This window comes from Marmoricola sp. URHB0036, from assembly GCF_000426045.1.
Classification (GTDB): domain Bacteria; phylum Actinomycetota; class Actinomycetes; order Propionibacteriales; family Nocardioidaceae; genus Marmoricola.
Window position 1 is genome coordinate 47,755 of sequence record NZ_AUEP01000020.1, and the last position, 13,111, is coordinate 60,865.

Annotated in this window: 5 protein-coding genes; 4 read left to right on the top strand and 1 reads right to left on the bottom strand. The window is 72.2% G+C overall.

Annotation, left to right across the window (positions count from 1 at the left end; genetic code table 11):
* Positions 1-4: 4 nt before the first annotated feature.
* Genes H976_RS0120015 through H976_RS0120030 form a run of 4 tightly spaced genes read left to right on the top strand, consistent with a single transcriptional unit; the run spans position 5 to position 11,778 of the window.
* Positions 5-2,113: a DUF6603 domain-containing protein gene (locus H976_RS0120015; protein ID WP_027862984.1), complete on the top strand. Its 2,109-nt coding sequence runs from the start codon at positions 5-7 to the stop codon at positions 2,111-2,113.
* A 3-nt stretch (positions 2,114-2,116) separates the two neighbouring features.
* The gene (locus H976_RS0120020) at positions 2,117-5,401 is read left to right on the top strand and encodes a hypothetical protein (RefSeq protein WP_027862985.1); all 3,285 of its coding nucleotides are present in this window, start codon (positions 2,117-2,119) and stop codon (positions 5,399-5,401) included.
* A 3-nt stretch (positions 5,402-5,404) separates the two neighbouring features.
* Positions 5,405-10,018 (top strand): hypothetical protein, encoded by a 4,614-nt coding sequence (locus H976_RS0120025; RefSeq protein WP_027862986.1) that lies wholly within the window; start codon positions 5,405-5,407, stop codon positions 10,016-10,018.
* Positions 10,018-11,778: a hypothetical protein gene (locus tag H976_RS0120030; protein ID WP_027862987.1), complete on the top strand. Its 1,761-nt coding sequence runs from the start codon at positions 10,018-10,020 to the stop codon at positions 11,776-11,778. Before H976_RS0120025 ends, H976_RS0120030 begins: the two co-directional genes overlap by 1 nt.
* 6 nt (positions 11,779-11,784) lie before the next feature.
* On the opposite strand, the gene glyA is transcribed toward H976_RS0120030, so the two are convergent.
* Entirely contained in the window at positions 11,785-13,107 is a 1,323-nt protein-coding gene (gene glyA, locus H976_RS0120035) for a serine hydroxymethyltransferase (RefSeq protein WP_027862988.1), read from the bottom strand.
* Between the last annotated feature and the right edge of the window lie 4 nt (positions 13,108-13,111).

Here is a 13,111-nt window from a genome sequence, read left to right on the forward strand (position 1 = left end):
CGCCGTGGCTGACGACAACTCGATCGAACTCGGACTCGACGTTGCCGGTCATCCCGGCCTGAAGGAGAGCTCGATCAGCCTCGAGGTGGTGGCCTCGGCCGACCTCGACCTGGCCGGTCTGAAGCTGGCCGTCGACAAGGCCCGCCTCTCGCTGTCGCTCGCGGTGGCGTTCGGTGACCACGGACCTGCGCTGACACCGACGTTCGCGCTGAAACCGCCCGAGGGAGCCAGCGCCGAGCTCGACCTGCCCGGCTTCTCGGGTGGCGGCTATCTGGCCAAGCATGGTGACGAGTGGCAGGGCGCGATCTCTGCCAGCCTCGGTCCGGTCTCGGTCAGCGGCTTCGGCATCCTCACCACCGATGAGTTCTCGATCCTGATCCTGCTCGCGGCCGAGTTCACGCCGCCGATCCAGCTCTCCTTCGGCTTCACCCTCGTCGGGGTCGGTGGCCTGGTCGGCATCAACCGTCGGCCCGACACCGACGCCCTGCGCGCCGCCGCCTCCTCGGGCGACCTGTCGAACCTGCTGTTCCCCCACGACCCGGTCGCCGATGCGCCGCACCTGTTGCCCGTGCTCTCGAGCTGCTTCCCCCACTCCCCGGGCGACCTCGTCGTGGGCCCGATGCTCAAGCTGGGTTGGGGTACGCCGACCATCGTCGCCGCCACCCTGGCGGTGCTGGTGTCCAACGACGGCGTCGTCATCGTCGGGCGGCTCGCGATCACACTGCCGTTCGAGCAGGCAGCCATCATCCGGCTCGAGGCCCTCGTCCTGGTCACGATCGACGCGGACGGCCTCGCCCTCGACGCCACGCTCTCGAACTCCCAGATCGTCGGCCTCCCGGTCGAGGGCGACATCAAGGTGCGCATCCGTGGCGGCGACAACGCCCTGTTCGCCTTCTCCGCCGGGGGATTCCACCCCGCCTTCACCCCACCCGAGGGCATGGGTGGGATGAAGCGCATCGGCACCGAGCTCTCCCCGGGCCCGTTCCTCCGTGCGCGTTTCGGCGCCTACCTCGCGGTCACCACCAACTCCGTGCAGTTCGGTGCCCACGCCGAGCTCCAGGCCGGCATCGACGGCTTCGGCATCAAGGGCCACTTCGACTTCGACGCGTTGATCGTCTTCGACCCGTTCGGCTTCCAGGTGGACTTCTCGGCCGGGGTCAGCATCGAGTGCGCCGACTTCGACATCGGCAGCATCGAGCTCGACGGTCATCTCTCCGGCACCTCGCCCTGGCGCATCCGCGGCCACGCGGAGGTCGACATCCTGTTCTTCTCCGTCGGCGTCGACATTCCCGAGATCACCTTCGGATCCCCCGACGCGGCCGCCCTGCCCCCCGCTCGCGACCCGCTCGGCGTGCTGGTCCACGAGCTCGGCGTCCCGGCGAACTGGACCGCGACGAGTCGCGAGGTCCCGCACGTGGTGCGGCTGCGCCCGGGTGTGGCCGAGGACCACGCCGCGATGCACCCGATGGCCGAGGTGGCGTTCCGCCAGACCGCCGTACCCCTCGACATCGACCTGCAGCGGATGGACGGCGTACCCCTCCCGGTCGCGACCACCCTGGGCGTCGCCGCACCCGAGGGCCAGCCGGAGCTCCGGATGCAGCAGGACCAGTTCCCGCCCTCGCAGTTCCGTACCCAGGACGACAAGGCCAAGCTGTCCTCGGCCGGCTATGCCCGCTTCGACGCCGGGTTCGACCTCGACCCGCAGGGCGGAACCTCGGGCGACGCCCCGCAGGGCCGCGACGACGTGCATCCCGAGATCGCCGTACTGGCCGAGGACTTCTTCATCCCCAAGCGGGTGTGCGAGCTCGCGGCCGGAGTCATGACGATGGCCGGCCACTCGATGGTGCCCAAGGAGGTGCACCAGCCCTTCGTGACGGTGCGCGACCCCGGGGTCACCGTGATCGCCTCCGTCGACCAGCTGCGCGACGCCACCGCCACCCTCACCGAGGCGTACGCCGGATCCGGCGACCCGGCACTCGTGGCGGCAGCGACGGGTCTCTCCCTGGCCGGCCAGCACGCCGGTGTCGCCAGTGAGCTGATCGCCGGCCTGGCCGCGCAGGACGCCACCACTGCCGCCGGTCTGCAGGTGGCGCGCGCCTGGGAGGTGGGCTAGGAGATGAGCCTCCAGTTCGTGTCGTGGTCACGCCGCGGTGTCGGCGCCGGGAAGACCACCGGACAGGTCGGCAGTCGGCGCCTCGTGACGACCTCGGTGACCGTCACCGCCAACCGGCAGGGCCAGGCGACGCCGAGCACGATGCCCGCCGACTCGGCACCGATGGCGGTGCTCGGGCCCGGCGACGTCGAGGGCGTGAGCAGCGACCAGATCGTGCGCCGGTCCCCGCGTCCCGACAGCCACAACCTCGAGCCCAACTACCTCGCGGTCATCGAGTTCGCGCACCCTGACCTGCCCTGGATGTTCAGCCCGGCCCAGGTCGCGCCCGGCCGGGACGAGCGGCTCGACCCGTGGTTGATGCTCGCGGTCGTCGATCGCACCGTGATGCAGGTCAGTGTGCGCCCGGGCAGCCCCAACCCGGTGCTCAAGCTCAGCGGTCCGGCCGCGGTGCCGTCGCCGGCCGACGCGTGGGCGTGGGCCCACGTTCAGGTGCACGACGCCGACGCTGAGGGGGCCAAGGCCGCCGTCCGGGGCGACCAGCCAGTGGCGGCCAACATCCGCTCGCGTCTGGTCTGCCCGACCCGGTTGGCCCCGGACCACGACTACGTGGCGGTGCTGCTGCCGACGTACGAGGCCGGCCGTCGTGTGGGCCTCGGCGACCTTGAGGGCGATGCCAGCACCGCCTTCTGGACCCCGGCGGGCGGACTCGTGCTCCCGGTCTACGACTCGTGGCGGTTCCGCACCGGGCCGGCCGGTGACTTCGAGACGCTGGCCCGCAAGCTGCACGGGATCACCGGCCCGAGCCTGGAACATCTCGGCGAACGACTGGTCACCATCGAGTCGCGGGCCGCGCTGATGCAGCGCGACGACCCGCCGGACCTGTTCCCCTCCGTCGTGCACCACGTCCCGACCGCGATCGCCAGGGACGACGTCGCCGGCCCGCTGTCGGTCGGGTCTCCGGCCGAGCCGCAGGCCGACGCCCTGCACCGCCGGATCAAGGAGCTGCTCGACATCGTGGCCGGCGCTGCCGAGGAGACCCCGGTGGTGGGGCCGCCGCTCTACGGGCAGTGGCCGGCCTGCGTCACCTCCCTCGACGGCGAGCCCGACCAGCCGACGCTGCGGGAGATTGCTGCAGGCGAGCGCGAGGCGCAGACATGGGTCGAGCAGCTCAACGCCGATCCCTACCTCCGGATGGCCGCCGGCATGGGGACCCGCGTGGTGCAGCAGGACCAGGAGCCGCTGATGACCGACGCCTGGTCGCAGCTCTCCTCCGTGCTCGCGGCCAACGCACGGATGCGGTGGAGTCGCCTCTTCTCCGAGGCTGCGCTGGTGGTGCACGACCGGCTGGGCAGCGCGTCGGCCGCCAGCGCCTTGCGCGTCACGGCCCCTGCCTTCGCACGCGTATTGGAGGATCCGGGTACGACGGTGCGAGCTGCGGTCGACGCCACCACGTTGCCGCGCGAGGTCCTGGGTTCGACGTTCGCCAAGGTGGCGCGCTACGGCGTCCGCGCCGACCTGCGAGCCGACGACCCGACGTCCCTGGTCACCGCAGTGGGCACGGCCGTCGAGTCCATCCGCACCAGCGACGCCGCGGTGCTGCCGAGTCGCTTCACCACCCCCCGAGCGATCGATCCCGGGGTGCTGGGCCAGGTCCTCGACACCGGTGACCTGGCCGTGCGCGTACGCGAGCAGGGCGGGGCTGACCCCGGAGAGCTGCTGCAACGGATCCGCGACGTCCCCGCCGAGGTCACCCAGATCGCGACCCGGTTCGAGGATGTCCAGCCGGCGCACGGGCCGGAGGAGATCGACCACGGTCCGGTCCACGTGTTCATCAGCAGGCGCAAGGCCTCGCAGTTCGGCAGTGTCGTCGAGGAGCTGCCGGTCGCGGCCCGCGCGCACCACTTCCGTCCGGACGTGAGCGAGGAGATCGCCCAGCTGCCCGACGCCGAGAGACCGATGGTCTCGATGGCGACGGTCGCCGCCATGAACGCCTTCGCCATCACCGACAACGAGGCCGCGGGCAAGGCACGGATCGACCTCGGCGCCGCCAGCGTGCAGATAGGCATCTCCGACCAGCTGGGTGCCACCCTGGGCGTGTTCACCGAGGCCGTCGGTGTCACCGCCGAGCGTGCCCAGGTCTTCAACGCGAGCAACGCGCTCCGGTCGGCCGCGCTCACCAACCTCGGCATCACCTCGCCCACGCTGGAGGACGTCGTCGGCGAGGTTGCCCAGGACGACCGCGCCATCGTGCGCCAGGTCTTCGACGGGGTGGCCGCCGACCGCACTCCGATCGACGCCCGGATCGTGCCGCCGTCGCTGGCGACCTTCGACCTCGCGACCCGGGAGACCATGGTCGACGCTCTGGAGCCGCGGGCGGCGTACGGCCGGATGCTGGAGTACGCCCACCCGAGCTGGAGCAGCCTGGTCGTACGCCGGCCCAGGTCGCCGTACTTCCCGGCGATGGCCTCGCCCCGGTTCCCGCAACCGCAGGTCGAGCGGCTGCGGGCGCTCGACGAGGACTGGATCCTCGGAGGAGTCCGCGACCTGCCGCCGAACTCGATCTGCCTGCTGGCCGTGAACTGGCGGTTCGTGGAGGCCTTCCTCGCCGGTGCCAACCACGAGATGGCACGCGAGCTGCTGTGGCGGGGCTACCCCACCGATCTGCGTGGCACCTGCTTCGCGAAGTTCTGGGGGGCGCCGGACCCCGACATCGCGAGCATGGACACCTGGGTGGGCGACTTCCCCGACCACGGCCCGGCCGGCAAGCGCCACGAGCTGACGATGGTGGTCATCAAGGGTGACTTGCTGCGGCGCTACCCCTCCACGCTGGTGAGCGCCGAGCACGGCACCGCCTCGGCCGACAAGAACGATCCGCAGTTCACCAGCGACAACGAGATCGCCCAGGAGCTGTTCCGCGGCTTCCTCGGCGAGGACGTCACCTACGTCGCCCTGGACATCCCCATCGCGCGGTTGCGCACCGAGGTCGCCCCCGACAACCGGCGGCACTGCTGGTACATCTCGCTGCTCGAGCCCCACGACGAGCCGAGGTTCGGGCTGGACGAGAACACCGATCCGCAGCCGCCCAGGAACGCCGATCCCGGAGGCCCGCCCGGACGCACCTACACCGTCACCGACGACTGGAGCTGGGAAGGCATCCAGCCCGCCATCGCCCACCTCACTCCCGCCGCGGTGTTCGCCGACGACAGCAGCGCGGTCGTCGGCGCCAGCCTCTTCCAACGCCCGTTCCGGCTGCTGTTGCGCGCCCCCGACTACCTGCCGACGGAGTGAGCGATGCCGACCCCGCCACCCGGACTCTGGTCCGACCTCCAGCAGGACCTCCCCGTCGCGCTCGTGCCGGTGCGCCTCGAGACGAAGTACGGCACCCGCGACGAGACGCTGCCCGACGGCACCGCCGTTCCGATCCCGGTGCTCCGCGTCCGCATCTATCCCGATGACATCTCCGTGGCGACCTCGGAGCCCGGCCTCACCGCTGTCGACAAGGAGGCCGGCGCCGACTTCTGGACCGCGCAGGCCGCGCCGGAGACCGACGACGAGAAGACCGTGCCAGGCGCGCTGGACCACCGCCGCCGCGCCGCCTGGGAGGTGCTGGCCCGGCGAGTGGGACCCACCCGCACGGCGTACGTCGCCGACGCGACTCGACCCGGTGCCGACCCGGTGCCGGACCGCGACCAGCAGGCGGCGACGGCCGCCCTGCTCCCCGACTCGTGGGTGGTCGTCGGTTTCCTCGACGGGCAGCAGGTCCTCCTCGAACACGTCACGCGAGCGGCCGCGGACCTCCAGGTCGGCCCGTCGCGCGACCAGGGCCAGGATGCCTTCGACCCCGACGACCCCCACCTCCTGCACCCCGACGACGGCCTGAGGTGGGCCACGGACTTCGACGCCGCGGTTGCCATCGGGATGGCCACGGTCATCGACCTCGCCACCGTCCAGGAGGTGCAGGCGGGAGCGCAGTCGGCGGTCTCCAGGCGCGGCCTCGACCGCCTCGTCGTCGTGGGGGCGCGACCGCCGGACGCCGCCGGACGCACGCCGGACATCGAGGCCGAGGCGTTCGCCGGCCTGCTCTCGGCGCACGCCCGCACCGACAAGGTCGGCTTCGTCGCGCAGGGCACGCCGACCAACAACCTCACCGACCAGCCCTCCGGGTGGACCTCCACCGGCGACGTGTACGCCGGCTACGACCAGGTCGTGAACCCGCAGGCCGCATCTGCGCCGTTCTCCGCGTTGTCGGCGCTGCGCGGCGGCGCACCCGACGGTACGACGTTCGAGGCTGCGCTCGGCTTGCCGGCCGGGGTCACCGCCGGATGGGACGGCGCTTCCCGCCGCGAGCAGTGGCTGGCCCGCAACATGGCACTCGCGCTGTTCCCCGCCACCATCGGCGAGGTCGTCGGGACACTGGGACGCCCCGGGTCGATCAACGGGATCATCAACCAGACCGCGGTCGACCGCTACCTCGACCAGCTCGACACCGTGATGCCCTTCGTCCGCGAGCACGTGGGTGCCTTCGTCCGGGGTCGCGGCCCGGTGCCGACCCTGCGCATCGGGCGCCAGCCCTACGGCGTGCTCCCGATCCTGCCTGCCTCACGGTGGACCCGATCCGACGGCGAGCCGGAGCAGCTGACGCGGCTGCACGACGTGCTCAGGGTGGCCCGGGCGTTCTTCGAGCCCGTGGCCGAGGCGGTGCCGCGGCTCCGCAGCGTCGCCGACACCACCACCGAGCTGGTCCGCATCCTGGGCCTGTCGCCGGTGCCACACCCGGGGGCGTACGCCGTCCGCGACGTCGTCGGACGCGCGGCCAGCATCATCTTCATGATGGACCAGGCACCGCCCGTCCCCGCACAGGCCCACGGGTCCAATGCCGAGCTGGTGCGCTCGATCGCGGCCACCGGACTCGTCAACGCCGAGATCACCCTGCCGGCGTACCGCCACCTGATGGCGCTGACCCTCGGTGACCTGATCCACGGCACCGAGCTGGAATGGCTCGCCCTCAACGGCATCAAGCCGATGCGGGTGCCGGTGGCCAGGACGAACAAGAACCGGCAGGGCTGGGAGTCCCCGTCCACCTATCTCTCGCGCCTGTGCCGCGACGTCATCGACCTGTTCCTGCTCGTCCAGCCACAGCAGGACGAACGCCCGCACGACCTCCTCTTCCTGCTCGCCGAGCACGCGCTGGCGCTGGCCGGCGAGCTCGACAGCATCCGGATCCTCGGAGCCGCCAACCTCGAGCTGTTTAGCCAGGCCGTGTCCGTGCCCACCGAGGTCGCGGCCACGCAGCTGCCCGCGGCGCACGCCTTCGCCACGGCCATGACCAGCACCGTCTCCGAGATCGCCGGGGCGGGCGTGGCCCAGCAGCTGCCTAGCGAGACGATCACCAGCCAGGTGTTCGACGACGCCAAGCGCGCGGCCCTCCTCGGCGCCCTGAACCTCCCGCACGAGCACGTCAACGGCTTCGCCGGCACGCGCGACGCCCTCCGGGTCCTGGCCGAGTCCGAGCTCAGCGACGCCGACTACACCCGCCTGACCAGCGAGACGCTGGCCTGCGCCAGCACCCGTCTGGACGCCTGGTACACCTCCCTGGCCGCCCAGCGCCTCGACCAGCAGCGCTCCGCACGACCGACCGGACTCCAGGTCGGCGCCTGGGGCATCCTCACCGACGTGCGCCCCCGACCGTCTGCCGTGGTGCCTGAGGCTCCGGCCGGATGGACAGGCTCGCCGGGCCACTCGGTCACCCCCGCACCACTGGTGTCACCGCCCCAACAGGTCGGCTACGTGCACGCCCCGTCGCTGGCGCAGGCGCGGACGGCCGGGGTGCTGCGTGCGGGAGAGCTGGCCCACGCCGGTGACGAGTCGTCCCTCGCCTCTCTCGACCTGACCTCGCGCCGGGTCCGGCTCGGCCGCGAGGTCCTCGATGCTCTCGGCAACGGCCAGCCCCTCGGTGCCGTCCTCGGCTACCGCCTGGAGCGGCTGCTCGCCGACCGGACCATGTACGCCGAGATCGCCGCCCTGCGAGCGGCCTTCCCCCAGCGTCGTACGGAGGGCGACCCCGGCACCGTCGCTGCGGGCAGCGACCTCGTCGTGCCCGAGGAGGTCGTGGACGGCTACGAGGTGTGGCAGCACCAGGCCGAGGCACTGGCGACCTGCACGAACGCCGACCACCGGCCCGCCCTTCAGGAGGTCATCACCCAGCTCGACCAGGTCGTCGAGAGCGTGGCCGACCTCCTCGTGGCCGAAGGCGTGCACCAGATCACGACCGGGCGGCCCGAGTCAGCGGGTGCCACGTTCACGGCCGCCGCCAACGGCACCCCGCCGCCCGATGTGGACGTCGTCCGGGAGCCGAGGTCGGGAGTCACCCTCACGCACCGCACGGTCGTCGTCCTCGACCCTGGAGGCGGCACGCCGGGATGGACCCGCACGGCACCCCGCGCCGTGCTCGCCCCCGCGACCGAGCGTTGGGCCGAGGACGTGCTCGGCGCGGCCGCCGACTGGCAGATCAGGGTCGGCGACCACCAGGTCGGGCTCGACGACCTCGACGTGTGCGCCCTCGACGTGCTGGTCGAGGCGCGAGCAGGGGCAGCGAGCGTGCCGCCCCTCCACGACCGGCTCGTCGCGGCCCAGGACGACCCGGCGGCGCGCGTCGAGGAACAGGCCTTCGGACGCCTGCTCTCGCTGGCCCAGGCTGCCGGCGAGGTCCTGGCCCGGTCGCGTCCGGCCCTGCCCGCCGACCTGGTGCCGCCCGCCGAGGCCGCCTCGACCGACGCCGGAACGGTGCTCGCTGTGGCGCGACCCGCTGCCGGCGACCTGCTGCCCACGGCGCACCGCCTCGCGACCGCTCTCGATGACCTGGCCCAGGCGATCAAGACCGTGGCCGACGCGGCCGAGGACCTCGACCCGGACACGCTCGCCGACGCCCGTCTCGACGCCGACCTGATGACCCCCTTCCGCGACCTCGGCCTGCCCGGGTCGAAGCACCGCGGAGCCGAGGTCAGCGCGCGCGACGCGATCGGGGTCGCGTCGGCCGGGGCGACCGTGCTGCGCGACGTCGACCTGCTGATCACGCAGGGCATGCCGCAGCCGCCGTCGGCCGACGCGAAGACCCGTGCCGCGCGACTGGAGGCCGTGTGCGCCGCTCCGCAGGCCGTCGACAGCCTGGTCGCGATCACCCGTCGCCTCGGTGGCCAGGCGGTGGTGCCGACGTTCGACGTCGAGAGTGGGCTCGGGGACTGTGCCGTGCCCGATGTGGATGCCCTCGCGGTCGAGGACTGGCTCTCGCGGATGGGTCGGGTGCGCAGCAGCGTGGCGGCGTACGACGACCTGCGGCTCTTCCTCGAGGCCGACGGTCGCGACCTCGCGTCGCTGCAGGCCTTCCAGCTGCCCCTCGTGCCGGCCGAGGGCTGGCTGGCCGACGAGCTGAAGCCCTCCGCCAGCGGCAACGAGCTGCGGGCATGGACCCGGCCCGACGGACCACGCGCCCACGTCGTGGCCGCCGGCCGGCCCGGACTGGTGACGGCACCGAGCGCGACCGCCCTCGTCGTCGACGAGGTCAGCGAGGTCCTGCCGGCTCCGACCGTGACGACCGGCGTCGCGGCGTACTTCGACGCCCCGAGCGCCCGGCCGCCCCAGACCATCCTGCTCGCCGTACACCCCGATCCGGCGCAGCCCTGGAGCTGGCAGCTGCTGGCCGAGACCGCGTCGGAGGCGCTCGCGTTGGCCAAGCTGCGAGCCGTGGAGCTCGACGACCTCGCCGGGAGCGGGATCGACGAGTTCCTGCCGCTCACCTACGTGCGCGACGGACTCCCTCGCACCACGTCGTTGAGCGAGCTCACCAAGGGGCTCAGCTTCACCCTCGAGGCCATGGCCGCCACCCGGTTCCTGGAGGTGAACCCGTGATGGACGGCTTCGTCACCTGGGCCCGCATCGAACCCCACGCGCAGACCACCGACCTCGACGTCGGCCTGGCCGCCGAGGTGGCCGACCCGCTGTGGCTGTTGCTGCGGCAGTACCAGCTCGGCGAGCTGACCGGCGACGACGCCGGGTCGCCGGTGGCCGTCGACGTCGCGTCGAGCTGGTCGCGCTTCTCGCGCTACCGCGCTGACGGCGGCGACACTCCAGGCGAGCCCCAACCCATCACCGAGCACACCGGCCCCCTGGAGCAGCTCGTCGAGGGCGAACCCGTCATCCGGCTCGGCGCCGATCCACGCGGTACGCCGTGGACCGCAGCCGTTCGCGCCGGGCGGTCTCTTCGTCGTCGGCTGGTCGCTGCCGGGATGGGCGCGGTCGCCGATCGACTGGCGACCGACGCCGGCACCACCTTCACGGCCGACGCACTCGCCGACGTGGTGGAGAGCGTCGACGACGCGCGCTACCGCGCGTTGCTGGCCAACCGCACCATCGACGGCGCCAAGGTGCTGACGCTGCTTCGCGGCCCGGGCCTCCCGGCTGCCGTGGTGCAGGGGCAGGACCCCGACGCGCTGGCGACCGAGGTGACGGCATGGGGGGCCGGCCTCGAGCAGGACTGGGGCGTGAGCGACGCGGCGGACGACCGGTTCTCGCCCGCGTGGGTCCGCGAACGGCTCGAGTACAACTTCTCCATCGCCGCACCCCCTCTCCCCGGAGACGATGCCGAGCTCGTGCTCAGCGCGCCGGAGTACGACGGCACCGGCGTCGAGTGGTACTCCCTCGACCGCGACGTCACCCCGGACGTCTCCCTCGGCACCGCCGACGACCTCGCCGCCGACCCGTCGCTGGTCGGCCAGCGGATCCGCACGCTGCTACCTGCGCCGCTGACCTACCCCGGCATGCCGGCCGACCGGTTCTGGGAGATGGAGGACGCCGCAGTGGCGCTCGGGCGGGTCGGTGCCGGCCCGACGGACCTGTCGCGGATGCTGGCCGTCGACTTCGCGGTGGTGTTCAGCCCCGACTGGTTCCTCGTGCCGGTGGAGGTGCCGGTCGGCTGCGTGGCGCGGGTCGACTGGGTCGTCGTACGTGACACCTTCGGCGGCGCCACCCTCGTCGGGACGACCGCCTCCCAGTCCGCCGACGGCGTGGGGCGTCAGTTCCAGCCCTCGAACCAGGTGTCGTCCGAGGGGTCCGGCGCCGAGGGGGACAACCCGCTCCTCGTCGTACTCTCCTCGGCGATGAGCGCCCTCAGCTCCGACCCGCGCGAGGAGGTGGCGCTCCAACGTGACGAGGTCGCCAACCTGGTGTGGTCGATCGAGAAGCAGGTGATGGGTCCGACCGGTCGCGGCATCACCCGGCCGTGGTTCCGCAGTGCCTTCGACCTCCCCGACACGCACACCGCCGACGACTTCGATCTGGCCTGGCGCCTGGCCACCCCGGTCGCGGAGACCTGGACCCCGATGGTCGCGGTGCACGAGGTCGACGGCCCCCGGCTGCTGCGCAAGGCGCGCCTGCTCGACACCGCGACCACCGAGCTCCGGGCGGCCAAGAGCCAGCTCCTCGCGGACATCCAGGACGTGCACGAGGAGGAGGTCACCCGGGCCGGCATCCAGCTGCGCATCCTCGAGCAGCACACCCGCGGTCCCGACGGCCGCTCCTACGTCTGGCGCGGCCGCGAGAAGCGTCCCTGGAAGGGAGAAGCGTCGTCGGCCCTCCGCTTCGATGTCGCCACCCCGCGTGAGCAGACCTGACGCACCTCAGGCGATGAAGTGGACGCCGGAGAAGCGGCTCCGCCATCGCGTGACGTCGGTGGCGACACGTGCGAGGTCCGCGCCGGTGGCCAACGCGTCAGCGATGAGGCCCGCGAGCTCGTCCATGTCGTTCGGCTCCATGCCCAGCCGGACCAGCTCGGGGGTTCCGATGCGCAGTCCGTTGACGTCGTCGTCGACGGCTTCGGTCGGGAGTCCGATGCCGCAAGCCAGCAGGTTGGCCTGACGTAGGCGCTTCGCGGCGTGCTGGCCACCACCCCACTGGTGCGCCGCCAGGGCGAACTGGTGGGAGCGGGTGGGACCGTCGTGGCCCTGGAACACCGACAGCCCTCGCTGTTCCAGGTGGGTCGCGAGCTCTGCGGCCGTCTCGACCATGGTGGCGGCGTACTCCTTGCCGACTGCCTTCCAGTCGAGCATGGTCACGGCCAGGGCCGCTGCTTTGCCGGCGTCGAAGTTCGCGGTCAGCCCGGGATAGGCGATGGCGTCGAGACGTTGGGCGATCTCCGGCTCGTTGGTGACGATCAGGCCGCCCGGAGGGCCGCCGAGACTCTTGTAGGTGCTCATGGTCATCAGGTGCGCGCCCTGCTCGAGCGGGTTGGGCCAGGCTCCTCCGGCGATCAAGCCGCACAGGTGGGCGGCGTCGAAGAGCAGGACGGCTCCGACCTCGTCAGCGATCTCGCGAAGGGTGGCGACCGGGTGGGGGTAGAGGTTGATGCTGGCCCCGATGGTGATGACCTTCGGACGACGCTCGTGGGCCAGCGCGCGCAGGGCCTCCACGTCCACGGTGAACCGGTCGGCATCCACCGGTGCGGGGATCGTGTTCAGCCGGTACATCCCGGCGGAACCGCCGGCATGGTGGGTGACGTGGCCCCCGATGCTGGGGGGTGGGGCGATGATCGTGTCGCCCGGCTCGCAGGTCGCCATGAAGGCGTACAGGTTGGCGATCGCCCCCGAGGGCACCCGGATCTCGGCGTACCGCGCATCGAACACCTCGGCTGCGAGCTCGGCGGCGATGACCTCGATCTGCTCGATGGCTTCCAGGCCCATCTCGTACTTGTCCCCGGGGTAGCCCAGGGACGGCCGCGACCCGAGCCCGGCCGACAGCATCGCCTCGGCGCGAGGGTTCATGATGTTCGTCGCCGGGTTGAGGTTGATGCAGTCCCGGTCGTGTATCTGTCGGTTCTGCTCGACCAGCCGGACCAGCTCGGCGAGCAGATCGGGACCTGAAGCGTCTGCGGTGGCGGCGGCGAGGGAGCCGACGTACGCCGCGCTGTGGTCGGGGAGCCAGGGCCGAGGCGCCAGTGCCGTCATGCGC

Excerpts from the sequence above, each read along its gene's own strand:
- H976_RS0120020 (WP_027862985.1), top strand. The coding sequence starts at position 2,117 with ATGAGCCTCCAGTTCGTGTCGTGGTCACGCCGCGGTGTCGGCGCCGGG.
- H976_RS0120025 (WP_027862986.1), top strand. The coding sequence starts at position 5,405 with ATGCCGACCCCGCCACCCGGACTCTGGTCCGACCTCCAGCAGGACCTC.
- H976_RS0120030 (WP_027862987.1), top strand. The coding sequence starts at position 10,018 with ATGGACGGCTTCGTCACCTGGGCCCGCATCGAACCCCACGCGCAGACC.
- glyA (WP_027862988.1), bottom strand. The coding sequence starts at position 13,107 with ATGACGGCACTGGCGCCTCGGCCCTGGCTCCCCGACCACAGCGCGGCG.